Below are 25,855 nucleotides of genomic sequence, written 5' to 3' on the forward strand. Positions count from 1 at the left end.
TCATGCCTGTTCTTGCTGCCCTGATCGCCGGCCTGGTGTTCGGCCTGGGTCTCATCGTGTCCGCCATGGCCGACCCGGCCAAGGTGCTGGGCTTTCTCGACCTTGCCGGGCCCTGGGACCCGTCGCTGGCCTTGGTCATGGTGGGTGCCATCGCTGTGGGCATGGTGGCTTTCGCCATCGCGGCCCGGTCGGGGCGCACGCTGATGGGTCTGGATTTCAAGCTGCCCACTGCGCGGCACATCGACCGCCGGCTGATCGGCGGCAGCCTGCTGTTCGGCGTGGGCTGGGGGCTGGCTGGCTTCTGCCCGGGGCCCGCGCTGGTCGCGCTGGGCATGGGAGAGTTGAAGGCGCTTGTCTTCGTCGCCGCGATGTTGGCCGGCATGGGGCTGTTCGAGCTGCTGCAGCGCAAGGGCTGAGCCATGGATGCCTCGTGGATGCCGGTCTGCCTGACGGTGGCGGTGCTGCTGGCCTACGAGGGCTTGCTGGTGCTGCTGCCGCGGCGGCTGGCTGCGGCCCGCCATGCCGGACTGCGGGAGGAGTGGCTGCGCGTGGTCTCGGCGCAGCCGGGCGCGGAGCTGCTGGCCGTGCAGACGCTGCGCAACTCGCTGATGTCCGCCACGCTGCTGGCCTCCACGGCCGCGCTGGCGCTGATGGGCAGCGTCACGCTGGCGGCGCCGTCGCTGCACGCCGGCCTGGCGTCGACCACGCCCCACCCGCGCCTGCTGCTGGAGCTGGTGCTGCTGGCACTGCTGTTTGCGTCGCTGGCGTCCACGCTGATGGCGGTGCGCCTGTACAACCATGCCGGCTTCATCGGCGGCCTGCCGGTGGGCTCGCCGGCGCGGGTGCGCTGGACCGAGGCCGGCGTCGGCTACGTGCGCCGGGCCGGCCTGCTCTACGGCGTGGGCCTGCGCCAGCTGGTGCTGGTAGCGCCGGTCGTCGCGGCCCTGTTGCTGCCAGCCGCCGGCCCGGTTGCCGCGGCGCTGGTCGCTGCGGTGCTGTACTCGCTGGACCGCTTCGACGCGGACGCGGTAGGGGGCTGAGCGCGGCGGCCGACGCGCATGCCTCAAAATCCGCGCCCATGCTGTTCCTGCTCTCCCCAGCCAAGTCGCTGGATTACGACACGCCCACGCCCCCCGAACTGGCCGACGCGCTGACCCGCCCGCAGTTCCTTGACGACACCGTTGCGCTGATCGCCGTGCTGCGCACCAAGAGCGTGGCGGACGTGCGCGAGCTGATGGATTTGTCCGAGCCGCTGGCGCAGCTCAACGTGGACCGCTACGCCGCCTGGCGCCCGCGCTTCACGGACAAGAACAGCAAGCCCGCCGTGCTGGCCTTCAACGGCGACGTCTACGACGGACTGGACGCCAAGTCGCTGACCGCCGACGACCTCGCCTGGGCGCAGCAGCACGTACGCATGCTGTCGGGCCTGTACGGCCTGCTGCGCCCGCTGGACCGCATGCAGCCCTACCGACTTGAGATGGGCACGCGGCTGGCGAGCGAGGCCGGGGCCAGCCTGTACGACTGGTGGGGCGACCGCCTGGCGCTGCACCTGAACAAGCTGGCGCGGGGCGAGAAAGCGCCCGTCATCGTCAACCTCGCGTCGCAGGAATACTTCCGTGCCGCCGACCGCAAGGTGCTGAAGCCGCGCGTCGTCGACTGCCAGTTCCTGGACTGGAAGAACGGCGACTACAAGATCATCAGCTTCTTCGCCAAGCGCGCACGCGGGCTGATGGCGCGCTGGTGCGTACAGAATCGCATCGAAACGCCCGACGGCCTGAAGGGCTTCGACCTGGATGGCTACCGCCTCGCACCCGACGCGTCCACCCCCGACCAACTCGTGTTCCGCCGCAAGCCGTAAACCATGAGCCAACAAGTCATCACCACCGAACTGTGCGAGTGGATCACTGAGCAGAGCCGCGTCGGCCACCCGTCCGAGAGCATCCTTGCGGCCATGACGGGCAGCGGCTGGGACGAAGGCATCGCACGCCAGGCACTGGCGCGGGTGCTGGGCCAGTCGGCCACGCTGACGGCGCCGCCCGGCGCGACGCCCGGCCTGCCGGAGCCCGAGTTGAGTCGCTTCTCGCCGGTGCTGCACGCCGGCGACCGCGAGGTCAAGGTCGTCATGGCGATGCGCCAGCCGCGCGTGGTGGTGTTCGCCGACCTGCTGTCGCACGAGGAGTGCGACGGCATCGTCGCGCTGGCCACCAAGCGCCTGGCGCGCTCCGAGACGGTGGCCACCGGCGCGGACGGCAGCGAGGTGAATGCTGCGCGCACCAGTGAAGGCATGTTCTTCGAGCGTTGCGAGACGGACCTGATACGCCGCGTCGAGTCGCGCATCGCGACGCTGCTGCGCTGGCCGCTGGACCACGGTGAAGGCCTGCAGGTGCTGCGCTACCGCCCCGGTGCCGAGTACCAGCCGCACTACGACTACTTCGACCCCGGCCACGTCAGCACACCCAACATCCTCAAGCGTGGCGGCCAGCGCGTCGCCACGCTCGTGATCTACCTGAACACACCCACGGCCGGCGGCTCCACGATTTTTCCGGACATCGGCCTGGACGTCGCGCCGCTGAAGGGCCACGCGGTGTTCTTCAGCTACGACCGGCCGCACCCCTCCACGCAGAGCCTGCACGGCGGCTCGCCGGTGCTGGACGGCGAGAAGTGGGTGGCGACCAAATGGTTGCGCCAGGGCGTGTTCAACTGATCAAGAGGTGGCCGCGATCAGCGTCAGCGTCGCGAGCACCATGACGGCCAGCAGCACGAAGTACAGGAGGCTGAGCAGCCCGCCACGCCAGAATGCGCCCCACCAGCGCAGGTCGTAGACGCGGCGCATCGCCGCCAGGCCGTGGATGAAGACGGCCAGCAACACGGGGCCCTCCAGGCCGATCGCAATCGCCAGCAGCAGTGCCAGGAACCACAAACTGTGGCTGTGCAGCGAGAACACGAAGTGCTCCGCGTAGCGCCGGCCGCTGCCGGCGAACATGCCCAGCAGCAGCGCCGCAAAAATGGGCTGCATGGCCAGCATCGCGTATGGTGCCAACGCGCGGCCGCGCGCCTTCCACTGATCAAACGTCACCGCCTCCGCCTTGTTGACGAGCCGGGTCAGCATGCGCTCGACGACGGTGCAGGTGTGCGGACGTGCCGGGTCGCAGTCGCCAATGCGGGTATGCACCTGCACGCTGGCCGGCGCACTGGCACCCTGTGCGAGGGCCGCGGCCTCCCGGGCTGCGTCTGCGGGCGACATGCCGGGCTTCACGCGCAGGCGCACCGACCCATCCGCGCGTGTGACGACCTCGCTGTCCGGCTCCACCGTCTGCGTCGGCCCCTGCGGCAGCAGTGCCCAGCCGATGAAGAAGATGAAGCTCGCGCTTAGGTAGACCCGCAGCGGCAACACATAGCGCCGCCGCGCGCCGTGAAAGTAGGCATTGGTCAGGTGGCCGGGCATGCAGACCAGTGCCCACAGCGTGCGCCAGAGCGGGCCGTCAAAGGCGACGTAGTGGCCCAGGTACTCGGTAAACATCTCGCGCACCGACGGCGGATGCAGGTCGGTCTCCTGCCCACAATGGCCACAATGGACCGGCCGGGGCACGGCGAGCGTGAAATGGCAGTTGCGGCAGTAGGGCAGCTCGGGCGCGTGTGGATGCGAGTGCGGGTGGCTCATGCGGACAGCAGTTTGTGGATCAGGTCGGGCGTGCTGGACGCCTGGTATTTCTTCATCAGCCGCGCGCGGTAGACGTCCACCGTGCGGTGGCTGATGCCCAGGCGCCGGCCGACGAGCTTGCTGGTCAGGCCGTCGATCAGCAGCGCCGCGATCTCGCGCTCGCGCGGCGTGAGTTCGGCGCTCAGCGTGCGGCGGGCGGACAGATCCTCAAAGCTCCAGATGCCGCGCGCATGCGGGTCGCGCGGGTCCAGCGCGCGGCCGGTCACGTGGCACCAAAACAGGCTGCCGTCGACGCGCTTCATGACGCGGTCGTCACCGTAGCGGCCCTGCTCGTCCAGGCTGGCGACGATGCGTTCGCCGGTGCGCTGGTACTCATCGGGCGAGGGGTAGAGCTGCTCGAAGCTCTGACCCACGATCTGCTCGCGGCGCGCGCCGAAGATGGCGAGCACATGCTGGTTGCAGTCGCGCACGATGCGCTGTTCGGACAGTACCAGGCCGATGGGCGCCAGCTCGAAGGCCAGCCGGTAGTCCGGGACGTCGCTGGTCATGGCCTCAAGCCGCCGGTGGGATTACGCGATTCTACGTAAGCCACTACGTAGCTCCGCGCCGCTACGCTGTGCGCCTGTTTGCACTGATGGAGACGGTGGCATGAACAAGCTGTACCCGAGCGCCGGCGAGGCGCTGCGCGGCATCGTGAAGGACGGGCAGTTGCTGGCGGTGGGCGGATTCGGCCTGTGCGGCATTCCCGAGGCGCTGATCGCGGCGCTGCGCGACACCGGCGTGAAGAACCTGACGGTCATCTCGAACAACGCCGGCGTGGACGGCTTCGGCCTGGGCCAGCTGCTGGAGACGCGCCAGATCAGCAAGATGATCTCCAGCTACGTCGGCGAGAACAAGGAGTTCGAGCGCCAGTACCTGGCCGGCGAGCTGGAACTGGAGTTCACGCCGCAGGGCACGCTGGCCGAGAAGCTGCGCGCCGGCGGCGCCGGCATCCCGGCCTTCTTCACGAAGACCGGCGTGGGCACCCTGGTGGCCGAGGGCAAGGAGCTGCGCGAGTTCGACGGCGACACCTACGTCATGGAGCGGGCGTTGCTGCCCGAGGTGTCGCTGGTCAAGGCCTGGCGGGCAGACAAGAGCGGCAACCTGCAGTTCCGCCGCACAGCGCGCAACTTCAACCCGGCCGTGGCCATGGCCGGCAAGCTGACGGTCGTGGAGGTGGAGCAGATCGTCGAGACCGGCGCGCTGGACCCCGACAGCGTCCACCTGCCGGGCATCTACGTGCACCGCATCGTCCTCAATGCGCACCCCGAGAAGCGCATCGAGAAGAAAACCCTCAGGCAGGAGGCTTGACATGGCCTGGACCCAAGACCAGATGGCCGCCCGTGCGGCCCAGGAGCTGGAAGACGGCTTCTACGTGAACCTCGGCATCGGCATCCCGACGCTGGTGGCCAACCATGTGCCGGCGGACAAGGAAGTCTGGCTGCAGAGCGAGAACGGCATGCTGGGCATCGGCCCGTTCCCGACCGAGGACGAGGTGGACGCCGACCTCATCAACGCCGGCAAGCAGACCGTGACCACGCTGCCCGGCAGCAGCATCTTCGGCAGCCACGACAGCTTCGCGATGATCCGCGGCGGCAAGATCAATCTCAGCATCCTGGGCGCCATGCAGGTGAGCGCGGCCGGCGACCTGGCCAACTGGATGATCCCGGGCAAGATGGTCAAGGGCATGGGCGGCGCCATGGACCTGGTGGCCGGCGTGAAGCGCGTCATCGTGCTGATGGAGCACGTGGCCCGCAAGAAGGACGGTAGCGAGGACTTCAAGATCATCCCCAGCTGCACGCTGCCGCTGACCGGCGTGGGGGTGGTGGACCGCATCATCACGGACCTGGGCGTGTTCGACGTCGTGCCGGGTGGCATCCGGGTCGTGGAGCTGGCAGACGGCGTCACGCGCGAGTTCGCGCAGAGCAAGACAGGCGTCCAATTGTTGTGAGATGTTTCTCTCGGTAAACGCAGCGGCGTTTCTCACGGTTGGCAAGTGACAGGCGTGCCAAAGTGCGCCGCCGCAGCGAACATGCGGCGCGCATTGACCTGGACGCCCCATGCCCGATCTGCTGACCGCGCCGCCGCTTCCGGCGGCTGACCTCGAAACGTCGCTCTCACCGGCTGCCGCTGCGCTCGCCGCAGCGGCACTGCTGACCGCCTGCGGTGGTGGGGGTGGCGGCAGCGACGCGGGGCCCGGCGCCGGTCCGACGGGGTCGGCGCCGCCCCCGCCAGCCGCACCGCCGCCCGCGCCGCCCACCGATGCCGAGGCCGCGCGCTTCCTCGCTCAGGCCGGCTTCGCGGCGTCCACTGCCGACATCGCCACCATCAAGGCCAACGGCTATGCCGTCTGGCTGGACGCGCAGTTCGCCCTGCCAGTCAGCGCGGGTCATTTCGACTGGATGGTGGAGCGCGGCTACGCCGTGGAGGCCAACCGCAACAGCTTCACGGGTCTGGACAACACGCTGTGGCGCAAGCTGATCTCGGCACCCGACACGCTGCGACAGCGCGTGGTGCTGGCACTGTCCGAGATCTTTGTCGTCTCCATCGCCGGCCTGCCGGTGCAGTGGCGCGGCCTGATGGGCGCGGCCTACATGGACCTGCTGGAGCAGCACGCCTTTGGCAACTACCGCCAGCTGCTGGAGGCGGTGACGTTGTCGCCCGCGATGGGTGTCTACCTGAACATGCGCGGCAACCAGAAAGCCGACACCCGCACCGGCCGCGTGCCCGACGAGAACTACGCGCGCGAATGCATGCAGCTGTTCAGCATCGGCCTGGTGCTGCTGAATGCCGATGGCAGCCCCAAGCCGGGCGCCGACGGCAAGCCGCAGGAGAGCTACACGCAGGCGCAGATCACCGAGCTGGCACAGATCCTGACCGGCTGGGACTACGACGGCAGCAGCGCCACCGACCCAGCCTACGTCAGGAAACCCATGGTCAACGTGGCCTCGCGCTTCACGGCCGGTGCCAAGAAGGTGCTGGGCGTGGATGTGCCATCCACGGCCGACGCGCCCGCGGCCTTGAAGATCGTGCTGGACACGCTGGCGGCGCACCCCAACGTGGGCCCGTTCATCGGCCGGCAGCTGATCCAGCGGCTGGTGGCGTCCCACCCCAGCCCGGCCTACGTGAGCCGCGTGGCCGCCGTGTGGGCCGACAACGGCGCCGGTGTGCGCGGCGACCTGAGGGCCGTCGTGCGTGCCGTGCTGCTGGATGCCGAAGCGCGGCGACCTGCAGCCAGCCCCTCCACGGGCCGGCTGCGCGAGCCGGTGCAGCGGCTCATCCAGTGGGGCCGCAGCTTCGGCGCCACGTCGCCCACTGGCGTCTGGAACATCGGCGATACCAGCAACCCGGCCACCCGGCTGGGCCAGAGCCCGCTGCGCAGCCCTTCGGTGTTCAACTTCTTCCGCCCGGGCTATGTGCCGCCCAACTCGACGCTGGGCACCAACGGCATCACCGCCCCGGAGTTCCAGCTTTGCAACGAGAGCACCGTCGCGGGTTATCTGAACTTCATGCAGACCGTCATCGGCAGCGGCGTTGGCGAGGTCAAGGGCGACTACACGGCCGAGCTGGCGCTTGCCGCCGACGTGCCGGCGCTGGTCGCCAACCTGGCGCTGCGGCTGGCGGGCGACGCCATCTCGGTGGAGACGCAATCCAAGATCGTCGCGGCCGTCGCCACCATCGCGGCCACCAACGACGCCGGCAAGCGCAACCGCGTCAATGCGGCGGTGCTGATGCTGATGGCGTGCCCCGAGTACCAGGTCCAGAAATGAAGCTCAACCAACTCCCCCAGTTGCAGCGCCGCGAGTTCCTGCGCCGCTCCTCAGCGCTCGGCCTGGCCGGCACGGCCGCACCGTGGGCGCTGAACCTCGCCGCCATGGGCGAGGCCGCCGCGCAGGCCGCGCCCAGCGACTACAAGGCGCTGGTCTGCCTGTTTCTGTACGGCGGCAACGACTACGGCAACACGCTGGTGCCGTTTGATGCCGCCAGCCACGCCGCCTACGCCACCATCCGCCAGACGCTGGCCACGCCGCGCGACGCGCTGGCCGCCACGGCGCTGTCGCAGATCGTCGGCGGCAGGCAGATGGCGCTGGCGCCGCAGATGGGCCGCCTCAAGGGCCTGTGGGACGCCGGCAAACTGGCCGTGCAGCTGAACGTCGGCACGCTGGTGCAGCCGACCACGCTGACCCAGTACAAGGCCAAGAGCGTGCCGCTGCCGCCCAAGCTGTTCTCGCACAACGACCAGCAGTCCGTCTGGCAGGCCAGCACGCCCGAGGGCGCCATCAGCGGCTGGGGGGGGCGCATCGGCGACCTGTTCCTGAACGGCAACGGCACCTCCACCTTCACCTGCATCAACGTGTCGGGCAACGCAGTCTTCATGGCCGGCAAGCAGGCCGTGCAGTACCAGGTCTCCACCGGTGGCGCGGTCGCCATCAATGGCGTCACGCGGCCACTGTTCGGTTCGCAGGCCTGCGCCACGGCGCTGCGCGAGCTGATCACGTCGGACCGCGGCCACTGGATGGAGGCCGAGCTGAACCGCGTCGTCAAGCGCTCGGTGGACGCGCAGGCTACGCTGGGTACGGCGCTGTCCGCCCAGTCCACGCTGGCCACACCCTTCGACACCACCAGCGGCCTGTCCAACCAGCTGCTGATGGTGGCGCGCCTCATCGCGGCGCGCCAGGCGCTAGGCGCGAAGCGCCAAGTCTATTTCGTGTCGCTGGGCGGCTTTGACCTGCACGACCTGCTGGTGGCCCAGCATCCGGGGCTGCTGGGCAGCATCGACGGCGCGCTGGCCAGCTTCCACGCCGCGACCGTCGAGCTGGGCGTGGCCGACCAGGTCACCACCTTCACCGCCAGCGACTTCGGCCGCACGCTCACCAGCAACGGCGACGGCAGCGACCACGGCTGGGGCAGCCACCACTTCATCATGGGCGGCGCGGTCAAGGGCGGGCGCTACTACGGCACGCTGCCATCGGTCAGCGTCAACGGGCCGGACGACGTGGGCCAGGGGCGGTTGCTGCCCACCACCGGCGTCGACCAGCTGGCCGCCACGCTGGCGACGTGGATGGGCGTGTCGGCCACCGACCTGCCGCTGGTACTGCCACAGATTGCCAACTACTCGACGCGGGACCTCGGCTACTTTGCGGCCTGACCGACTCGGCTGGCGGCGGGGGCTGATCCAGGCGCTGCTGTTGATGCCTGCGCTGCTGGCCGTGCTCTGGACCGGCTGGCTGGTCCAGCAGCGTCTCACCTGGCTGCAGGACGGCCTGCGGCTCGAGGGGCGCGTGGTCGAGCTACGCCGCAGCAGCCAGCCGGGCGCGACCGGCACCAGCCGCCGCTCCGTGCGCTTGAGCGTGGTGGTGGAGGTGGCCGATCCGCGTCGCGATGGGCAACTCACCCAGGAAGTGTTCCTGGCACCACTGATCTACGCGCTGATTGACGAGGGCGACTTGTTGGCGGTCTTGCACGACCCGCTAACGCTGCCGGCCCACGAGGCATTCGTGCTGGCTCACCCCTTTCAGTTGTGGCAGGCGCCCGCCCTCGGGTTGCTGCTTGCCGCCGTGGGCTGGGCGCTGCCGCATGCCTCGTTGCACCGGCGCTACGCTGAGCCTGCGGCCAGGCGGCGCGCCGTGCGGCGACGCTTGGCCGTGTTGACGCTGGCGCTGTTGCTGCCCATCGCCGGTGGTCAGGCGCGGGCGCTGCGCGACCGCGCGTCGCACGACGCCGACCTCGCACTCGAAGCACGCTGGCCGGCCTGGCCCGCGCTGGACGCTGCGGTGCCGCGGCCCTGGTGGTGGGCGCGTCTGCCCTGGCATGGCGTCGACCCGGTCTCTGCCGCCGCGTCGCTGGGGTATGTCTGGCGCGACCCGGGTGCGTGGTGGCAGCGCGGCGGGGCTTCCGAGCGCAGCTTCAAGCTGGCCCGCGCCCGCATGCTGGCGCTGCGTGACCAGCCTTCGGCGCTCGCCGGGCTGCTGTCGCGCGGGCACGATGCCAACTTCATTCCCCTTTATCGCTTCTACCTCGCGCACTACCTCGACGCCCGCTGGAACGAGCCCGGCTGCCCGCGCTGCAACGACGCCAGCCAGGTCACCGAGATGGCCGGTGACCTGATGTGGATGCTGGTGCAGCAGGGGCGCCTCGACGAGCCGGACGCCTGGGTGCCAGCCATCGTCCGCGACAAGCTGCCCGGCGCCGACGCGCGGGCGCGACTGGCTTTCCTGACGGCCTATCGCGGCCTGCTGGAGGCGCGCGACGGCGCCGACGCGGCCCGCGAGCACCTGCAGCCGCTGGTCGACGATGCGGTGGCCGCTGCGCATTCGCAGGGCGATGACTGGGCGCTGCCGCGCTGGCGGGACTTCTGGCGGGGCTACGTGCCGCGCCCGCCGGCCAGGCCTGCCTAAGATGCCGGTCATGCGCGCCTTGCTGACCTCACTCTCCACGACGCTGGCCCTGGCCAGCTTGCCGTTGCCCGTGCCGGCGCTGGAGCAACCGGAGACGGCCACCGCCCGCGTCGCGAAGACCGGCAGCCTGACAACGCCCGCGCAGCGCTTTGCCATCACGGCCGCGAACCCGCTGGCTGCGCAGGCGGGTGTCGAGATGCTGCGCGCCGGGGGATCTGCGGTAGACGCGGCCGTCGCCGTGCAACTGGTGCTCGGCCTCGTCGAGCCGCAGTCCAGCGGCATCGGCGGCGGTGCTTTCCTGATGCACTGGGACGGCAAGCAGGTCCAGACGCTGGACGGGCGTGAGACCGCGCCGGCTGCGGCCACGCCGGAGCTGTTCCTGAAGCCCGACGGCCAGCCGCGGCTGATGCGTGAGGCCGTGCTGAGCGGCCTGTCCACCGGCACACCCGGCGTGATGGCCATGCTGGCTTCAGCGCACCGACAGCACGGCAAGCTGCCGTGGGCGCGGCTGTTCGAGCCGGCGATCGCGCTGGCCGAGCAGGGGTTCCTCATCAGCCCGCGGCTGCACGAGCTGGCCGCCAACGAGACCGCGCTGCGCAGCGACCCGCAGGCCGGCCCCTACCTGTACGACGCCACCGGCGCGCCCCGGCCCGTGGGCACGCGGCTGAAGAACCCGGCCTATGCCGCCGTGCTGCGCGCCGTGGCAGAGCAGGGTGTCGCCCGAGCCTTCTACGCAGGGCCCGTGGCCGAGGACATCGTGCGCCGCGTGAAGGCGCACGCCCGGCCGGGGCTGCTGACGCTGGCCGACCTGGCCGCCTACCAGCCGGCCGTGCGCCCGCCGCTGTGCAACGACTGGCGCGCGTACCGCATCTGCGGCTTCGGCCCGCCCTCGTCGGGCCACCTGACGCTGATGCAGATCCTGGGCCTGCTCGACACCCAGCCCGCTGCGCTCGCCGCTCGGGGCCTCACGGCCGACTGGATGCACGCCTACGCCGAGTCCGCCAAGCTGGCTTTCGCCGACCGGGCTCAGTTCATCGGTGATCCTGCCTTCGTGACGGCGCCCGGCGGCGACTGGCAGACCTTGCTGGCGCCGGCCTATCTGACGCAGCGCGGCGCGCTGATCGGCGAGCGGGCGATGGACCGCGCCACGGCGGGTGACCCGGCAGCCACCCAGCAGGCGTGGGCGCCGCAGACCGAGCAGCTGGAGCGGGGCACCAGCCACATCAGCGTCGTCGACGCGCAGGGGCGGGCGGTGTCCATGACCAGCAGCGTGGAGTCCGCGTTCGGCAACCGCGTGATGAGCGATGGCGGCACCGGCTTGGCCGGCGGCTTCATGCTGAACAACCAGCTGACCGATTTCTCGCTGAACCCCGTCGGCGCGGACGGCAAGCCCGTGGCCAACCGCGTTGAGGCCGGCAAGCGGCCGCGCTCCAGCATGGCGCCCACGCTGGTGTTCGACCGCGCGGGCAAGCTGGTCATGGTGGCTGGCTCGCCAGGCGGGCCGGTCATCATCCATTACGTTGCCAAGGTGCTGACCGGCGCGCTGGCCTGGGGCCTGCCGGCGCAGCAGGCGGTGGACCTGCCCAACTTCGGCCACTTCAACAGTGGCACGCTGATCGTCGAGCCGGGCGCGCTGACGCTCGATCAGGCGGCAGCTCTGCGCGAGCGCGGCCACCGCCTCAGCCAGACCGACCTGACCAGCGGCCTGCAGGTGCTGGTGCGCGGCAAGGGCGGCTGGGCCGGCGGCGCCGACCCCCGGCGCGAGGGTGTGGTGCTCGGCGAGTAGCCCGCACGCAGTGCTCACGTAAGTGCCCGGTCGTCCTGCGCGCCGGTGGCGCGTCGTCCGACACCGGCTCTTCGCGCGCGCCGTCTACGCTGCGTTGATCGTTTGCAGCTCTGGGGGTGAGCCATGGACAACGCGTTGGGATGCCTTTCTCGCCGGAACGTGCTGATTGCCAGCGCCGGCACTGCCGCGATGTCGGCTGCAGATGCCGCCGGGCCCGCGGTTAGTGCCGCGCCTGATGCAGCGCGGACGCCGCCACCGGCCGACCTGCCGCCCCACATCGGCCGGGTCACGCTGCGCATCAACGGCCAGCCGCACACCGTGGAGGTCGACACCCGCACCACGCTGCTGGACCTGCTGCGCGAACAGCTTCAGCTGACCGGCACCAAGAAGGGCTGCGACCACGGCCAGTGCGGTGCCTGTACGGTGCTGATGGACGGGCGTCGCATCAACAGCTGCCTGATGCTGGCCGTGATGGCGGAGGGCACCCAGGTGACGACCATCGAAGGCCTGGGCACACCCGCCCAGTTGCATCCGCTGCAGGCCGCGTTCGTCAAACATGACGGGTACCAGTGCGGCTACTGCACGCCGGGCCAGATCTGTTCGGCCGTGGGCATGCTGGACGAGCTGAAACGGGGCATGCCCAGCCATGTGTCACCCGATCTGGCGGTCAAGCCGCTGCTGTCGGCCGACGAGCTGCGTGAGCGCATGAGCGGCAACCTGTGCCGCTGTGGCGCCTACTCCAACATCGCCGAAGCCATCACCGAAGTGGCGGGAGGTGCCGCATGAAGACTTTCAGCTTCGAACGCGCCCGCACGCCGGCCGAGGCCGCCGCTGCCGTCGCCCGCCGGCCCGATGCGCGCTTCATCGCAGGCGGCACCAACCTGCTGGACCTGATGAAGCTGCAGATCGAGGCGCCGGGCCATCTGGTGGACGTCAACGCGCTGGGTCTGGACCGTGTCGAGGAACTGCGCGACGGCGGCCTGCGCATCGGCGCGCTGGTGCGCAACAGCGACCTGGCCGCCGACGCGTCCGTCAGGCGCGACTATCCGGTGCTATCGCGTGCGCTGCTGGCCGGTGCATCGGGCCAGTTGCGCAACCGCGCGACGACGGCCGGCAACCTGCTGCAGCGCACCCGCTGCCCCTACTTCTACGACACCGCCCAGCCCTGCAACAAGCGCCAGCCCGGAAGCGGCTGCAGTGCGGCGGGCGGCGTGACGCGCTCGCTGGCCGTCATCGGTATTAGCAGCCACTGTCTGGCCACGCACCCCAGCGACATGGCCGTGGCGATGCGCGTGCTAGACGCCGAGGTCGAGACCGTCAAGCCCGATGGCCAGACGCGCCGCATACCCATCGCCGACTTCCACCAGCTGCCCGGCGACACGCCGCAGCAGGAGCACGCGCTGTTGCACGGCGAACTGATCACCGGCGTGCGCCTGCCCAAGCCTATCGAGGGTGTGCACGTCTACCGCAAGGTGCGCGACCGCGCGTCCTACGCATTCGCGCTGGTGTCGGTGGCGGGGGTGCTGCAGCGCGACGGTAGCGGCCGCGTAGCCTTCGGCGGCGTGGCGCCCAAACCTTGGCGCGTGGAGGCGGCCGAGCGGCAACTGCCCCAGGGCGCCGCCGCCTTCATGACTCAGGCGTTCGCGGGCGCGCAGCCCACGCACGACAACGCCTTCAAGATCCCGCTGGTCGAGCGCACGCTGGCCGGCCTGCTCCAAGCCGCGAGGGCCGCATGAGATTCGACCAACCCGCCACCACCAATCCCATCGACCAGGGGCGCGTCGTCGGCAAGCCCACGCCGCGCATCGACGGGCCGCTGAAGACCGCTGGCGCCGCGCCTTACGCCTACGAGCACCACGAGCTGACACCCAAGCCGGCCATCGGCTACGTGGTTTGTGCCGGCATCGCCAAGGGGCGTGTCGCCGCCATGGACCTGCGCGCGGCGCGTGCGGCGCCGGGCGTCATCACCATCGTCACGTCGCGCACGGCCGGCAAGCTGGGCAAGGGCAAGATGAACACGGCGCGGCTGCTGGGCGGCCCGCAGGTGGACCACTACCACCAGGCGCTGGCGGTCGTCGTGGCCGAAACATTCGAGCAGGCGCGCGCCGCCGCGGCGCTGGTGGACATCCGCTACGAAACCGCCGCCGGCCGCTTCGACCTCGCCGCGCAGAAGCCCCGCGCCCCGCTGGCCAAGAGCGGCGGTGCCACGGGCCAGGCCGAGACCAAGGTCGGCGACTTCGGAGCCGCGTTTGCGAAGGCACCGGTGCAGCTGGACGCCACCTACACGACGCCCGACCACGGCCACGCGATGATGGAGCCGCATGCCACGTTGGCGGCCTGGAACGGCCGCAAGCTGACCGTGTGGACGTCCAACCAGATGATCGACTGGACCGTGGGCGACTTGGCGCTGACGCTGGGCATCCCTAAGTCCGACGTGCGCATGGTGTCGCCTTACGTCGGCGGCGGCTTCGGCGGCAAGCTGTTCCTGCGCGCCGACGTGCTGCTGGCCGCGCTGGGCGCCAAGGCCGCCGGCCGGCCCGTCAAGCTGGCGCTGCCGCGACCGCTGATGTTCAACAACACGACGCACCGGCCGGCCACGATCCAGCGCATCCGCTTCGGTGCCGACAAGGACGGCCGGCTGACAGCGATCTCGCACGAGGGTTGGTCCGGCGACCTGCCCGGCGGCGGGCCAGAGACCAGCGTCAACCAGACGCGGCTGCTGTACGCCGCCGAACACCGCTACACCGCCAACCGGCTGGCCGTGCTAGACCTGCCCGAGGGCAACGCGATGCGGGCGCCCGGCGAGGCGCCCGGCATGATGGCGCTGGAGATCGCGATGGACGAGATGGCCGAGAAGCTGGGCCTGGACCCGATCGCCTTCCGGCTGCGCAACGACACGATGGTGGACCCCGAGAAGCCGCAGCGCCCGTTCACGCAGCGTCGCCTGGCGGACTGCTTCCAGCTCGGCGCCGAACGCTTCGGCTGGAGCAAGCGCAACGCCAAACCCGCGCAGGTGCGCGACGGCCGCTGGCTGGTGGGCCAGGGCGTGGCGGCGGCGTTTCGCAACAACATGCTGATGAAGTCCAAGGCTCGCGTGCGCGTTGAGGCCGATGGCCGCGTGGCCGTCGAGACCGACATGACCGACATCGGCACGGGCAGCTACACCATCATTGCGCAGACGGCCGCCGAGGTGTTGGGGCTACCGCTGGAGCAGGTCGTCGTGCGGCTGGGCGACTCGGCCTTCCCGGTGTCGTGTGGGTCGGGCGGGCAATGGGGCGGCAACAACGCCTGCGCGGGCGTCTATGCGGCGTGCATGAAGCTGCGCGGCCTCATCGCGCAGCAGGCCGGCATCGCGGCGCACGCGGCCGAGTTCACGGGCGGCGAGGTGCGCGGCGGCGGCAAGGCGCAGCCGCTGGCGCGCTTTGCCGGCCTGGTGGCCGAGGACGGCATCGAGTACGGCGACATCGACAAGCGCGCCCAGCAGTCCACCTTCGGTGCGCATTTCGTCGAGGTGGGCGTGGACGCATTCACCGGCGAGATCCGCGTGCGCCGCATGCTGGCGGTCTGTGCGGCCGGGCGCATCCTGAACCCCATCGCGGCGCGCAGCCAGGTCATCGGTGCGATGACCATGGGCGTCGGCGCCGCGCTGATGGAGGAGTTGCAGGTCGACAAACGCCGCGGCTTCTTCGTCAACCACGACCTGGCGGGCTATGAAGTCCCGGTGCACGCCGACATCCCGCATCAGGACGTGGTGTTCCTGGATGAGGCCGACCCGTCCTCGTCGCCGATGAAAGCCAAGGGCGTGGGCGAGCTCGGCATCTGCGGCGTGGGTGCCGCGGTGGCCAACGCAATCTACAACGCCACCGGCGTGCGGGTGCGGGACTATCCGATCACACTGGAGAAGCTGCTGCCGGGATTGCCGGAAGTTGCCTAGCTTCGACAGTCCCTAACCAAACCTGAAGCTGGACGCGGTCACGCCCCCGAGAAAGCCGGTCTCGTGGTAATTGCAGGTTGCCGTGTCGCCCTCGGCAGCGCCGGCGGCCACCATCAGCGGCAGCAGGTGCTCCTCACGCGGATGCGCCAGCCGGGCGGCGGGGGCGACACGCCAGGCCTGCAGATGCCCCTCGCGGCCCTCGGGTGAGGGCAGCACGGCCTGCAGCCAGCCGTCGAACTGTGCCGACGGCTCGCGCCCCTGCGCGCCGTACAGCCGCAGGTTGTGGAAACTGAAGCCGCTGCCCAGGATCAGCACGCCTTCGTCGCGCAGGGGGTTGAGCGCCCGGCCCAGCGCCAGGTGCTCGGCCGGGTCCAGCCCACGCTTCAGCGACAGCTGCACCACCGGCACGTCGGCCTCGCGGTACATCGGCACCAGCGTGCAGAAGGCGCCGTGGTCGAAGCCTCGCTGGGCGTCGCGCGCGGCGGGCAGGCCGGCGGCCTCGATCAGCGCCACGACGCGCTCGGCCAGCGCAGGGTTACCCGGCGCGGCATAGACCACCTCGTAGGTGTGCGCGGGAAAGCCGCCGTAGTCGTACAGCATGCCGGGCGCGGGTGACGTCATCACCGTGAAGGCGTCTTCCTCCCAGTGCGCCGAGATCATCAGAATGGCCTTGGGCCGCTCCGGCAGCGTGGCCGGCACCGCCTGGAGCGATGCTTCCAGCTGCGCGTGCGCCTGGCGGTAGTCGCCGTCCATGAACGGCCATGGGCCGCCGCCGTGGGACAGGAAGAAGGTGGGCTGTTTCATGATGATGGCAGTGTGGGCCGGCGTCGCCGGACCGGGGTTCAAGCCAGCCGCCGGCAGCGCTCAAAGCGCCTGAATGACGCCGACGATAATCCGCGCCCCATGTCCGCACCCTTGCCCTCACCCCTGCCCGACAGCGACGACGCCCTGCGGCCCGACCGCGTGGAGGACTACTTCCGCGACGGCGCCGCGCCAGCGGACGCGCTGCTGTGGTGGCAGCTCGAACGTCAGGACGCGCTGCAGACGGCGTTGCGCGCGCTGTTCCAGGGGCCAGCCGGGCTGACCCGGCTGCGGCTCTGGGTGTTCTTCGAGGTGCTGGCGCTGCGCGAGTCGCGCCTGACGCGCGAGGCGCTGAACCAGGCCTTCCACGTGTTGCGCGACGAGGTGCTGGACAGTGTGCTCAAGCGCCTGCGCGAAGCCGATTTGCTGGCCTGGGACGCCACCGCGCAGACCTATGCGGTGACGCCGCTGGCCCAGCAGGTTGTGGGCCTGCTGCAGCCGCTGACGCAGGAGCAGTCGCCAGACGGTGACCTGGCCTCGCTGCTGGCTGGCGTGGCCGGTGCGCATCAGCTGGGCACGCTGCAGCCGGCGCAGCTGCAGCACTTGCTGGCGCAGCTGTCCCGCCTGTACGACGAGTTTGCCGACGCGATTGCCAGCGGCAGTGAGTTCGCGCTGCGCCGCGCGCGCACGCGCTTCGAGAAGGCGCTGATGTTGGTGGACCGCGCCGGCGAGGCACTGGGCGCCATCATTGCGCAGGCGGAATCGGCCGGCGAGGCACGGCTGGAGCGGCTGGCCCGCGAGCTGGGCCTGGCGCAGGCGCGGCTGCTGGCAATGGCCAGCCAGTTCAACCGCGCGCTGCAGCAGGCCGACCGCCAGCGCGTGACGCTGGGTTCCACCGGCATCACGACGACAGACGTGCGCCGCTGGCTGCAGAGCCAGGGCGACCTGGCCACGCTGCTGAACGGCGCCTGGGAGCGGCCGGTGCACCCGGTGCTGGTGGCGCAGCGCGACCTCGTCGACACGGCGGAAGCCGAGTTCGAGCGCGACCGACCCAAGCCGGCCGAGCCCGCCGCGCTGCCGCAAGGCCAGGCCGCGCCGACCGGCGAGCTGGCCGTCATGCAGCTGCCGCCCGACATGCAGCAGATGCAGGCGCTGCTGACCGCCTGGGCCGCGTCCGACCCGGTCGAGCACGACCTGGCACCCGCCATCCTGGGCGGCAGCTACGCCCGTGCTGCCTACCGCGCGCAGCTGCTGCCGCTGCTGGGCGACGCGCAGGCCCGCCACCTGAAGGGCGCCACCGGTGACATGGCCCGCCAGCCGTGGTCGGTGCGCTGGTCCGCCGAACAAGGCCCCGTGGACGACGAGTTCGTCAAATGGATGAGCCGCGGCGTCCTCACCCCTGATTCAACAGCGACATGAGCCCTCTCGACGACTCCCAGCAACTTGCCGCGCAACTGCTGGCCCGCCGCTGGCTGCCGCGCAGCCACCCCCTCGTGAAGCGCGCGCTGATCGACACCGAGCTGTGGAACCAGCTTGGCACCCGCCTGGCCGGCGTCGGCCTGCAGCTGGTGGACAACGTGCACGCCGACCACATCGCCGTCGCGCTGCTGCGCCCCGCGGAGAGCGCCGTGTTCGGCGAGACGGGTCTGGCCGCCAACAACAACCTCGACATCCCGCGCGACGGCGTGGCGCTTCTGGTGATTTTGTGGAGCCTCATCGTGCTGCCCAAGCGCCAGCGCCAGGTCGCACGCAGCGATGCCATCCACGCCGGCCAGGGCGAGTTCTTCGCCACCGACAAGCCCATGCCGCAGGCCGCCAGCGTCGCGCCGCTGATCAGCTACCGTAGCCTGCTGGCCGACTTTGGCGACCAGCTCGGCAAGAAGCTGCGGCTGGACACCAACCTCAAGCTGCTGGAGCGCCACGGCTTCATCACGCGCCGCGGCGAGGACATCGCCGAGGGCCCACTGCTGGACCTGCTGATCGACTACGACCTGCTGGCGCCGCGCATCCTCGACGGCGCTTTAGGCGACGTGCTCGCCCGCGCGGGTCATCCCGTCTCGCGACCCGAAGAAGCTGAACAACAAGACATTGACGACTGATGTTCCACCTGCAATCGCTTGAACTGCTGCACTGGGACTACTGCCAGCGCGTCACGCTGCCGCTGGACGGCGCCATCATCACCATCGCGGGCCCCAACGGCTCGGGCAAGACCACCCTGCTGGACGCGATGCGCACGCTGCTGGGCCTCGAATGCTCCGGCGGCCGCACGTACAAGACATACGCCCGCCACGCCAACGCCGAGACGGCCTGGCTGCGCGCGCTGGTGGACAACCGCCCGCGCACCCGCCAGAACAGCAGCCGGCCGTTTGCCAGCTCGCTGCTGTACGCGGACCAGGTGACGCTGGCTTGCCGAATCGAGCGCCACGGCGGTGACTGGGTGCGCCGCTACACCATCCTCGACGGCGTGCACGAGATCGAGCAGCTCGCCGAGAAGGGCGACCGCGACTGGCTGGGCATCGAGGCGTGGAAGAAGCGCCTGGAGGCCGCGGGCCTCACGCGCGCCATCGGCCGCGTGCTGGCGCTGGAGCAGGGCCAGACCGACCGTCTCTGCGAGCTGTCTCCCAAGGAGCTGCTGAGGCTCGTGTTCGAGGTGTTTGGCGACCAGGAGGTGCTGGATCGCTACGAGCAGGCGCGCAGCCACCAGCAGCAGCTGGGCAAGGAAGTGGAGCAGGCCGGCGCCGAGCTGGCGCACACGCAGGCGCAGCTCAGCGACCTGGCCAACCGCGTCAACAGCCACCGCCAGTACCAGTTGAAGATCCAGGAGCGCGAGCGCCTGGCGACCGAGGTACTGCCCGTGCTGCGCTGGAGCGAAGCCCGCGAACGCATCACCCGCGATGCGCGCGAGCTGCACCGCCAGCGCCTGTTCGCATCCGGCGACGTGAAGGCGCTGAGCGACAAGCGCGCAGCGCTGCACAGCCTGTTCACGGCGCAGGAGGCGGCCAAGGAGCGGCTGAAGGCGCTGGATGGCGAACGCCGCGAAGCCCGTGCCGCGTTCGACTCGGCGCGTGAAGCCGAGCGCCCCGCCGAAGCGCTGGTCAAGCGCGAGGACGAACTGAAGGCGCTGGCCGACGTGGAGGCCGACGCCGCCGCACTGACGGCCAGGATGCAGGAGCTGGCGTCCGAACGCGAGCGCCTGCGCGCCGACTACACCCGCGCCAGCGACAAGGCGTCGCGCGCGCAGACGCAGCTGGGCGAGCTGAGCGGCAAGCGCCTGCCCCCGCCGCCGCCCGAGGTCGCGCCGATGAAGCGCGCGCTGGACGATGCCGGCATCGCCCACTACCTCGTCGCCGACAGCATCGACATCGCCGATGAGACCTGGCGTGCCGCTGCCGAAGGCCTGCTGCGCCCGTCGCGCTGGGTCGTCGTGCTGAAGCACCGCAGCGACGAAGGCCGCGCCTTCGACATCGCCGCCAAGCAGCGCTACCGCCACTATGTCGTGTCGGACACGTCGCCCGTCACGCAGGCGCCGGCCGGCACGTTGCTGGCCGCGCTGGACGTCAGCGCGCCGCTGCCTTCTTGGCTCGCGCGCCAGCTCGGTGGCATCCGCTGCGTGACGTCGACGGAAGAGGGCGCCCAGGTGGGCGGCGAGTGGATCACGGCCGATGCCTACTACCGCGACGGCCGTGGTGGCCGCAGCGTGTTCGTCGAACCGCGCGACCACCAGTTCGGCGCCTCGGCCATCGATTCGCGCCGCGGCGCACTGGAAGCCGAGCTGTCCCGCTGGGACGGTGAGCTGAGCCGCATCGCCAAGGCGCAGGCGGAGGTCGAGCGCCAGTTCAAGGACGTGCAGCGAGCGGCCGTCGGCCACAAGGCGGCGCTGGAATTGAGCGAGCGCGCCGACGAGTTCGCCGAAGCGCGTGCCCGCCTGCCGGTGCTGCGCCAGGCGCGCGCCGAGGCCGCGTCGCGCATGAGCGCGCTGGACAGCGAGCACGACCGTGTGGTGCGTGAGTCCACGCGAACCGAGCAGGCCTACGAAGGCGCGCAGATCGCGCTGAAGGACGGCGAGGGCTCGGCCGCGGGCCGACTGCGCGAGCACGAGGTCAAGCGCGAGGCGCTGCGCAAGGCGTCGCGCGAGAGCCGTGAGCAAAAGGCTAAGTTCCCGCCTGCGTGGGTCACGCCTGCGGCGCTGGCCGCCGTGCGCGACGAGTTCGAGAACGCCCGCCAGGCCGAGATCCGCGCCCACCACGTCGACCAGGAACTGCAGACCGGCCACTGGGAGGTGGACGCCACCGTCGTCGACCGCCACGCCCGCATGGCCGCCCAGGTGCACGAGCAGGACACGCAGCTCAGCGACCGCCGCGCCAGCAACGAGCTGGCCCGCATCGCCGCCTTCAACGCCCGCGAGCGCTACATCGACGTCATGCGCGCCACCGTGCGCCGCTACAAAAAGAACGTCGCCGAATTGGGCGAACTGGCCGGCACGACAGCCGAGGCCGTGCTGCCGCACCTGGACAACGACGACACGGTTCTGGCCCAGGCTGGCCTCCATGTGAAGTTCAACTTCGACGGCAAGGGCGAGGTGGGCCTCAACGACGGCGAGGCCTCGGGCGGCCAGCAGGTGCTGAAGAGCCTGATCCTGCTCGTCGGCCTGATGAAGGACGACGAGACGCCCGGCGGCTTCGTCTTCATCGACGAGCCCTTCGCCCACCTGGACGTGCGCAACATCCAGCTCGTCGGCCACTTTCTGCGCAGCACCCGCGCGCAGTACCTGCTGACGACGCCGATCACGCACAACGTCGAGGTTTTCGAGCCCAGCGAGATCACGCTGGTGACCAGCAAGAAGCCGCGCGGCGAGCGCTGGGCGCCGCCCATCGCCGTGCTGGCGCGCCGGCCGGAAGTCTCCGTGTATGAATGACTGGGACCACCCGTCGCCGTTCACGCTCGCACTGACGCCGGCGGCCGAACACATCGACGGGCTGGGCCATACCAACAATGCCGTCTACGTGCAGTGGTGCGAGCAGGCGGGCTGGGCCCATTCCGAGGCGCTGGGCCTGTCTATCGACGACTACCAGCGGCTGGACCGCGCGATGGCCATTCGCGAAGGCCACTACGACTACCTGCTGCCTTCGTTCGGAGGCGAGGCGCTGGTGCTGGGCACGTGGCTGACGGCCAGCGATGGCCGGCTGACGATGGAGCGGCGCTTCCAACTGCGCCGCGCGGGCGATGGCGTGACGCTGGTGCGGGGTCGCTGGGTGCTGGTCTGCATCGAGATCAGCAGCGGCAAGCCCAAACGCATGCCGTCCGAATTCCTGACCATTTACGACGCCGCGGTGGTTGCCAAAGCTGGCTAGGGCTTGCTCCCTCAGGGTAAACAGGCTCTATATACGTTTCGTATACGAAGCGTATATAGTCGCGGCATGGGAATCGTCAAAATCTCCGATCCGTTGCACGAGAGCCTGCGCCTTGCAAGCCAGGCCTTGTCGCGTTCCATCAATGCCCAGGCCGAGCACTGGATGCGCATCGGCATGCTGGCCGAGCTGCACCCGCAGCTGAGCCACAGCGACATCTGCCAGCTGCTGATCCGCGCCGAGCAGGAAGGCGGGCTGGACCTGGCGCGCCTGGCGGGCTGGAGTCAGCCAGCGAAAGCCAAGGGAGCACGCGCATGAAGAGTCTCAAGCTGCGCAGCCCCGAGGAAGTCGCCAAGGCCCGCACGGCCGGCCACCTGATCGCCGAGGTGCTGGCCATGCTGAAGCCCCACGTCGTGCCCGGCGTGACGACCGAAGCGCTGGACGCCATCTGCCACGACTACATCGTCGATGAGCTGAAGTGCACGCCGTCGAACGTCGGCTACCACGGCTTTCCGAAGACGGCCTGCATCTCGCCCAACCATGTCGTCTGCCACGGCATCCCGAGCAAGGACAAGACTCTGAAGAAAGGCGACATCGTCAACGTGGATGTGACGCTGACGACGCCGGACGGTTGGTTCGGCGACAGCAGCCGCATGTTCATCGTCGGCGAGACCAATGTGCTGGCGCGCCGGCTGGTGATGACCACCTACGAGGCGCTGCGCGCCGGCATCCGCCAGGTGCGCCCGGGTGCGACGTTAGGGGATGTGGGCCATGCCATCCAGAAGGTCGCTCACGCGGCCGGATTCAGCGTCGTTCGCGAGTATGGCGGCCATGGCATTGGCGACGTCTATCACGACGACCCGCATGTCAACCACTTCGGCCGGCCGGGCGAAGGTTTGAAGCTGCAGGAGGGCATGATCTTCACGATCGAGCCCATGATCAACGCGGGCGGCGCGGGCATTCGAGAGCTGAACGACGGCTGGACGGTGGTGACGCGCGACAAAGCGCTGTCGGCGCAGTGGGAGCACATGGTCACCGTGACCAAGGACGGCTTCGAGATCCTGACGCCGTGGCCGGATGGGCTGGGGGAGTATCCGGCGATTGAATGATGCAGAGGCATGGGGTACTTCAGTTCCACACGCACTTGGTGCTTGTTGTCGGCGAGGATTTCTTGGATGAGGGGCCACGACGCCATTTCGTGCCGCTCGTTCGCCTTGACGTTGAAGACTTCGGAACATCGCGAAGCGCCGAGAATCACCAAGTCGTAAGGGGCCTGTTCGGGCCATGACAGGTAGTCGTTCAACACGTCGAGATTGCCGGTCCATTTGCCCCCGACAGGGGAGATAAACCCTCTGTTGAACTCATCGATCAGGTCGTCAAGGGACCGAACTTGGCGGCAGTCGACCACGTATCTCATGCCTACCTCGCGGCGTCAGGCGCCTTTTCGATTGCGGCAATGCTAAGCCGACGTGGTGAGCGCTCCGTTCAGACCGCTAACTGCGCCTCGCGCAACGCTCGCGCCGCTTCCACCATCCTCCCCAACGCCGCCTCCGTCTCTGCCCACCCCCGCGTCTTCAACCCGCAGTCCGGGTTGACCCACAGCAGCTCCGGCGGAATGACCTCGGCGGCTTTCTTCAGCAGGCGCAGCATGTCGGCCGTGTCGGGTACGCGCGGCGAGTGGATGTCGTAGACGCCGGGGCCGATCTCGTTGGGGTACTTGAACTGCCCGAAGCCGCGCAGCAACTCCATGTCTGACCGGCTGGTCTCGATGGTGATGACGTCGGCGTCCATCGCGGCGATCTCGGGGAGGATGTCATTGAACTCCGAGTAGCACATGTGGGTGTGGATCTGCGTGTCGTCGCACACCGCGCTGGCGGCCACGCGGAAGGCGCGCGTGGCCCAGGCTAGGTAGGCCGCCCACGCGTCACGGCGCAGCGGCAAGCCTTCGCGGATGGCCGGTTCGTCGATCTGGATGACGGCGATGCCGGCGGCCTCCAGGTCGGCCACCTCGTCGCGGATGGCCAGTGCGACCTGCAGGGCGGTGTCGGCGCGCGGCTGGTCGTCGCGCACGAAGGACCATTGCAAGATGGTGATGGGACCGGTCAGCATGCCCTTCATGGGCTTGGCAGTCAGGCTCTGCGCAAAGACGGTCCAGTCCACCGTCATCGCCTTCGGGCGTGACACATCGCCAAACAGCACCGGTGGCTTCACGCAACGGGAGCCGTAGCTCTGCACCCAGCCGTTGGCTGTGAAGGCGAAGCCGGCAAGCTGTTCGCCGAAGTACTCGACCATGTCGTTGCGCTCGGCTTCGCCGTGCACCAGCACGTCCAGGCCTAACGTCTCCTGCTTGCTAACAGCGAGTTGGATCTCGCGCTTCATGGCTTCGCGATAGTCCACCTCGGCCAGCGTGCCGCGCTTGAAGGCGGCGCGGGCGGCGCGGATGTCGGGCGTCTGCGGGAAGGAGCCGATGGTGGTGGTGGGGAACGCGGGCAGGCGCAAGCGCTGGCGCTGCGCAGCCTGGCGGGTGGGGAAGGGCGAGCGGCGCTGGTCGGCATCGGCCGGCAGCGCGTTGAGCCGGGCCGCGACACTGGCGTTGCGCACACGGCGGCTCGCGATGCGGTTGGCGCGGGCGATGCGCGATTCGGCCAGCTCGCGGGCCACGCCTGCCTCATCACCCCACAGCGCGCGTTTGAGCACGCGCAGTTCGTTCAGCTTCTCGACGGCGCCGGCCAGCCAGCTCTGCAGTTCCGAGTCCAGCGACTTGTCATGCCGCAGGCTGAAGGGCACATGCAGCAGCGAGCACGACGGCGCCACCCAGAGCCGCCCGCCGCGCAGTGCCTGCACCTGGCGCAGCTGCACGAGGGCGGCGTCCAGGTCGCTGCGCCAGATGTTGCGGCCATCGACGATGCCCACCGACAGCTCGCGTTCCAGCGGCAGGCGCCGGGCCACAGGCAGCAGCTCGGCCGGCGCGCGCACCGCGTCGACATGCAGGCCGGCAACAGGCAGCTCGCAGGCCAGGTCGAGGTTGTCGCCAAGCGGCGAGAAGTAGGTGGCCAGCAGCAGCGGCTGGCCGACGACGCCCAGGCGCGCGTAGGCCTGGCGCAGTGCGTCCCGCCAGGCCGGGCTCAGGTCCAGGCCGAGGATGGGTTCGTCCAGCTGCACCCAGGTCACGCCGCGCGAGGCCAGGCGGGTCAGCAGCTGTTCGTAGACGTGCAGCAGACGGTTCAGCAGCGCGAGGCGGTCGAAGCCGTCCTGTTTGCTTTTGCCTAGGAATAGGAAGCTGACTGGCCCGAGCAGCGCGACCTTGGGGCTGGCGGGCAGCGCAATGGCTTCGTCCACCTCGGCCAGCAGGCGCTCAGCGTGGAGTTTGAACTCCGTGGCAGCGTCGAACTCGGGGACGAGGTAGTGGTAGTTGGTGTCGAACCACTTGGTCATCTCCAGCGCCGGCACGCCTTCGCTCGCAGCGCCGCCGCAGCCGCAGGCGTCGATGTGCGCGTGCGTGACCGTGCCGCGGGCCATCGTGAAGTAGCGCTGCAGCGGCGGCTCGCCGCCGGTGAAGCCGAAGCGCGCCGGCTCGCAGCCGAACAGCTGGATCAGCTGGGCGACATGGTCGTAAAGGGCGAAGTCGCCCACGGTGACGTGGTCCAGCCCGGCGTCCTTCTGTAGCGCCCAGTGGCGCGCGCGCAGCGTGGCAGCCTGGACCTCCAGCGCGGCGGCAGGCAGCTCGCCGCGCCAGTGGCGCTCCAGCGCTGTCTTCAGTTCGCGGTGCTCGCCCATGCGCGGGAAGCCGAGAATATGAGTCTTGATCATGATGAATCTATGAAGAATGAATTAGATTCGTGATGATCCGAAAGCAGGCAGAATGAATCAAACGAAACGTTTTCGGGT

General features: G+C 69.8%; 23 protein-coding genes. 19 read left to right on the plus strand and 4 right to left on the minus strand.

The features are described 5' to 3' along the window. Positions 1 to 2 precede the first annotated feature (2 nt). The 4 genes from ACG02S_RS23685 to ACG02S_RS23700 are packed head-to-tail and all read left to right on the plus strand — an operon-like array spanning position 3 to position 2,704. Entirely contained in the window at positions 3 to 416 is a 414-nt protein-coding gene (locus tag ACG02S_RS23685; protein WP_394472969.1) for a DUF6691 family protein, read from the plus strand. Between the two features lie 3 nt (positions 417 to 419). Further along, positions 420 to 1,040, plus strand: coding sequence for a DUF599 family protein (locus ACG02S_RS23690; protein WP_394472970.1), 621 nt, complete (start codon positions 420 to 422; stop codon positions 1,038 to 1,040). A 38-nt stretch (positions 1,041 to 1,078) separates the two neighbouring features. Further along, a complete protein-coding gene (gene yaaA, locus ACG02S_RS23695; RefSeq protein WP_394472971.1) occupies positions 1,079 to 1,858 on the plus strand; it encodes a peroxide stress protein YaaA in 780 nt (259 codons plus the stop codon). A 3-nt stretch (positions 1,859 to 1,861) separates the two neighbouring features. Further along, on the plus strand, positions 1,862 to 2,704 hold the full coding sequence (locus ACG02S_RS23700) for a 2OG-Fe(II) oxygenase (RefSeq protein ID WP_394472972.1): 843 nt from the start codon (positions 1,862 to 1,864) through the stop codon (positions 2,702 to 2,704). Here the strand turns inward: ACG02S_RS23700 and ACG02S_RS23705 are convergent, their stop codons facing one another. Beyond that, positions 2,705 to 3,661, minus strand: coding sequence for a DUF3667 domain-containing protein (locus ACG02S_RS23705; protein WP_394472973.1), 957 nt, complete (start codon positions 3,659 to 3,661; stop codon positions 2,705 to 2,707). Beyond that, positions 3,658 to 4,209 carry a LuxR C-terminal-related transcriptional regulator gene (locus ACG02S_RS23710; RefSeq protein ID WP_394472974.1) on the minus strand — a complete coding sequence of 184 codons (552 nt, stop codon included), beginning with the start codon at positions 4,207 to 4,209 and terminating at the stop codon, positions 3,658 to 3,660. Before ACG02S_RS23710 ends, ACG02S_RS23705 begins: the two co-directional genes overlap by 4 nt. A gap of 100 nt (positions 4,210 to 4,309) precedes the next feature. On the opposite strand from ACG02S_RS23710, the gene ACG02S_RS23715 reads away from it, so the two are divergent. The 9 genes from ACG02S_RS23715 (at position 4,310) to paoC (ending at position 15,818) form a co-directional block, all read left to right on the plus strand. After that, a complete protein-coding gene (locus ACG02S_RS23715; RefSeq protein ID WP_394472975.1) occupies positions 4,310 to 5,011 on the plus strand; it encodes a CoA transferase subunit A in 702 nt (233 codons plus the stop codon). A gap of 1 nt (position 5,012) precedes the next feature. After that, on the plus strand, positions 5,013 to 5,651 hold the full coding sequence (locus ACG02S_RS23720; RefSeq protein WP_394472976.1) for a 3-oxoacid CoA-transferase subunit B: 639 nt from the start codon (positions 5,013 to 5,015) through the stop codon (positions 5,649 to 5,651). Between the two features lie 109 nt (positions 5,652 to 5,760). Beyond that, positions 5,761 to 7,470, plus strand: coding sequence for a DUF1800 domain-containing protein (locus ACG02S_RS23725; RefSeq protein WP_394472977.1), 1,710 nt, complete (start codon positions 5,761 to 5,763; stop codon positions 7,468 to 7,470). Continuing rightward, positions 7,467 to 8,849, plus strand: coding sequence for a DUF1501 domain-containing protein (locus ACG02S_RS23730; RefSeq protein ID WP_394472978.1), 1,383 nt, complete (start codon positions 7,467 to 7,469; stop codon positions 8,847 to 8,849). The genes ACG02S_RS23725 and ACG02S_RS23730 overlap by 4 nt, the downstream gene beginning before the upstream one ends. A 43-nt stretch (positions 8,850 to 8,892) precedes the next feature. Next, the gene (locus ACG02S_RS23735; RefSeq protein ID WP_394472979.1) at positions 8,893 to 10,098 is read left to right on the plus strand and encodes a hypothetical protein; all 1,206 of its coding nucleotides are present in this window, start codon (positions 8,893 to 8,895) and stop codon (positions 10,096 to 10,098) included. A gap of 10 nt (positions 10,099 to 10,108) precedes the next feature. Then, positions 10,109 to 11,884, plus strand: coding sequence for a gamma-glutamyltransferase family protein (locus ACG02S_RS23740; RefSeq protein WP_394472980.1), 1,776 nt, complete (start codon positions 10,109 to 10,111; stop codon positions 11,882 to 11,884). 123 nt (positions 11,885 to 12,007) lie between these two features. After that, the gene (gene paoA, locus ACG02S_RS23745; RefSeq protein WP_394472981.1) at positions 12,008 to 12,670 is read left to right on the plus strand and encodes an aldehyde dehydrogenase iron-sulfur subunit PaoA; all 663 of its coding nucleotides are present in this window, start codon (positions 12,008 to 12,010) and stop codon (positions 12,668 to 12,670) included. Further along, the gene (locus ACG02S_RS23750) at positions 12,667 to 13,620 is read left to right on the plus strand and encodes an FAD binding domain-containing protein (RefSeq protein ID WP_394472982.1); all 954 of its coding nucleotides are present in this window, start codon (positions 12,667 to 12,669) and stop codon (positions 13,618 to 13,620) included. The genes paoA and ACG02S_RS23750 overlap by 4 nt, the downstream gene beginning before the upstream one ends. Further along, positions 13,617 to 15,818, plus strand: a complete 2,202-nt coding sequence (gene paoC / locus ACG02S_RS23755) for an aldehyde oxidoreductase molybdenum-binding subunit PaoC (RefSeq protein WP_394472983.1) — start codon at positions 13,617 to 13,619, stop codon at positions 15,816 to 15,818. The genes ACG02S_RS23750 and paoC overlap by 4 nt, the downstream gene beginning before the upstream one ends. A 12-nt stretch (positions 15,819 to 15,830) precedes the next feature. Here the strand turns inward: paoC and ACG02S_RS23760 are convergent, their stop codons facing one another. Further along, positions 15,831 to 16,622 (minus strand): DODA-type extradiol aromatic ring-opening family dioxygenase, encoded by a 792-nt coding sequence (locus ACG02S_RS23760; protein WP_394472984.1) that lies wholly within the window; start codon positions 16,620 to 16,622, stop codon positions 15,831 to 15,833. Positions 16,623 to 16,721: 99 nt separating this feature from the next. On the opposite strand from ACG02S_RS23760, the gene ACG02S_RS23765 reads away from it, so the two are divergent. The 6 genes from ACG02S_RS23765 to map all read left to right on the plus strand — a co-directional run bounded on the left by ACG02S_RS23765 (position 16,722) and on the right by map (position 23,076). Continuing rightward, complete coding sequence (locus tag ACG02S_RS23765) at positions 16,722 to 18,038, plus strand: hypothetical protein (RefSeq protein WP_394472985.1); 1,317 nt, start codon at positions 16,722 to 16,724, stop codon at positions 18,036 to 18,038. Beyond that, a complete protein-coding gene (locus ACG02S_RS23770) occupies positions 18,035 to 18,718 on the plus strand; it encodes a hypothetical protein (protein ID WP_394472986.1) in 684 nt (227 codons plus the stop codon). Before ACG02S_RS23765 ends, ACG02S_RS23770 begins: the two co-directional genes overlap by 4 nt. Then, positions 18,718 to 21,534, plus strand: coding sequence for an ATP-binding protein (locus ACG02S_RS23775; protein ID WP_394472987.1), 2,817 nt, complete (start codon positions 18,718 to 18,720; stop codon positions 21,532 to 21,534). The genes ACG02S_RS23770 and ACG02S_RS23775 overlap by 1 nt, the downstream gene beginning before the upstream one ends. Next, a complete protein-coding gene (locus tag ACG02S_RS23780) occupies positions 21,527 to 21,970 on the plus strand; it encodes an acyl-CoA thioesterase (protein WP_394472988.1) in 444 nt (147 codons plus the stop codon). The genes ACG02S_RS23775 and ACG02S_RS23780 overlap by 8 nt, the downstream gene beginning before the upstream one ends. Before the next feature lie 66 nt (positions 21,971 to 22,036). Continuing rightward, complete coding sequence (locus tag ACG02S_RS23785) at positions 22,037 to 22,285, plus strand: ParD-like family protein (RefSeq protein WP_394472989.1); 249 nt, start codon at positions 22,037 to 22,039, stop codon at positions 22,283 to 22,285. Then, complete coding sequence (gene map / locus ACG02S_RS23790; protein WP_394472990.1) at positions 22,282 to 23,076, plus strand: type I methionyl aminopeptidase; 795 nt, start codon at positions 22,282 to 22,284, stop codon at positions 23,074 to 23,076. The genes ACG02S_RS23785 and map overlap by 4 nt, the downstream gene beginning before the upstream one ends. A 376-nt stretch (positions 23,077 to 23,452) precedes the next feature. Here map and metE read toward each other — a convergent pair whose 3' ends face one another. Then, on the minus strand, positions 23,453 to 25,777 hold the full coding sequence (metE, locus tag ACG02S_RS23795; protein WP_394472991.1) for a 5-methyltetrahydropteroyltriglutamate--homocysteine S-methyltransferase: 2,325 nt from the start codon (positions 25,775 to 25,777) through the stop codon (positions 23,453 to 23,455). Positions 25,778 to 25,855 lie beyond the last annotated feature (78 nt).

The organism is Pelomonas dachongensis, from assembly GCF_043555865.1.
GTDB lineage: Bacteria > Pseudomonadota > Gammaproteobacteria > Burkholderiales > Burkholderiaceae_C > Pelomonas > Pelomonas dachongensis.

Coding starts and splice junctions, on each gene's coding strand:
- ACG02S_RS23685 (WP_394472969.1), top strand. CDS start 3: ATGCCTGTTCTTGCTGCCCTGATCGCCGGCCTGGTGTTCGGCCTGGGT.
- ACG02S_RS23690 (WP_394472970.1), top strand. CDS start 420: ATGGATGCCTCGTGGATGCCGGTCTGCCTGACGGTGGCGGTGCTGCTG.
- yaaA (WP_394472971.1), top strand. CDS start 1,079: ATGCTGTTCCTGCTCTCCCCAGCCAAGTCGCTGGATTACGACACGCCC.
- ACG02S_RS23700 (WP_394472972.1), top strand. CDS start 1,862: ATGAGCCAACAAGTCATCACCACCGAACTGTGCGAGTGGATCACTGAG.
- ACG02S_RS23705 (WP_394472973.1), bottom strand. CDS start 3,661: ATGAGCCACCCGCACTCGCATCCACACGCGCCCGAGCTGCCCTACTGC.
- ACG02S_RS23710 (WP_394472974.1), bottom strand. CDS start 4,209: ATGACCAGCGACGTCCCGGACTACCGGCTGGCCTTCGAGCTGGCGCCC.
- ACG02S_RS23715 (WP_394472975.1), top strand. CDS start 4,310: ATGAACAAGCTGTACCCGAGCGCCGGCGAGGCGCTGCGCGGCATCGTG.
- ACG02S_RS23720 (WP_394472976.1), top strand. CDS start 5,013: ATGGCCTGGACCCAAGACCAGATGGCCGCCCGTGCGGCCCAGGAGCTG.
- ACG02S_RS23725 (WP_394472977.1), top strand. CDS start 5,761: ATGCCCGATCTGCTGACCGCGCCGCCGCTTCCGGCGGCTGACCTCGAA.
- ACG02S_RS23730 (WP_394472978.1), top strand. CDS start 7,467: ATGAAGCTCAACCAACTCCCCCAGTTGCAGCGCCGCGAGTTCCTGCGC.
- ACG02S_RS23735 (WP_394472979.1), top strand. CDS start 8,893: ATGCCTGCGCTGCTGGCCGTGCTCTGGACCGGCTGGCTGGTCCAGCAG.
- ACG02S_RS23740 (WP_394472980.1), top strand. CDS start 10,109: ATGCGCGCCTTGCTGACCTCACTCTCCACGACGCTGGCCCTGGCCAGC.
- paoA (WP_394472981.1), top strand. CDS start 12,008: ATGGACAACGCGTTGGGATGCCTTTCTCGCCGGAACGTGCTGATTGCC.
- ACG02S_RS23750 (WP_394472982.1), top strand. CDS start 12,667: ATGAAGACTTTCAGCTTCGAACGCGCCCGCACGCCGGCCGAGGCCGCC.
- paoC (WP_394472983.1), top strand. CDS start 13,617: ATGAGATTCGACCAACCCGCCACCACCAATCCCATCGACCAGGGGCGC.
- ACG02S_RS23760 (WP_394472984.1), bottom strand. CDS start 16,622: ATGAAACAGCCCACCTTCTTCCTGTCCCACGGCGGCGGCCCATGGCCG.
- ACG02S_RS23765 (WP_394472985.1), top strand. CDS start 16,722: ATGTCCGCACCCTTGCCCTCACCCCTGCCCGACAGCGACGACGCCCTG.
- ACG02S_RS23770 (WP_394472986.1), top strand. CDS start 18,035: ATGAGCCCTCTCGACGACTCCCAGCAACTTGCCGCGCAACTGCTGGCC.
- ACG02S_RS23775 (WP_394472987.1), top strand. CDS start 18,718: ATGTTCCACCTGCAATCGCTTGAACTGCTGCACTGGGACTACTGCCAG.
- ACG02S_RS23780 (WP_394472988.1), top strand. CDS start 21,527: ATGAATGACTGGGACCACCCGTCGCCGTTCACGCTCGCACTGACGCCG.
- ACG02S_RS23785 (WP_394472989.1), top strand. CDS start 22,037: ATGGGAATCGTCAAAATCTCCGATCCGTTGCACGAGAGCCTGCGCCTT.
- map (WP_394472990.1), top strand. CDS start 22,282: ATGAAGAGTCTCAAGCTGCGCAGCCCCGAGGAAGTCGCCAAGGCCCGC.
- metE (WP_394472991.1), bottom strand. CDS start 25,777: ATGATCAAGACTCATATTCTCGGCTTCCCGCGCATGGGCGAGCACCGC.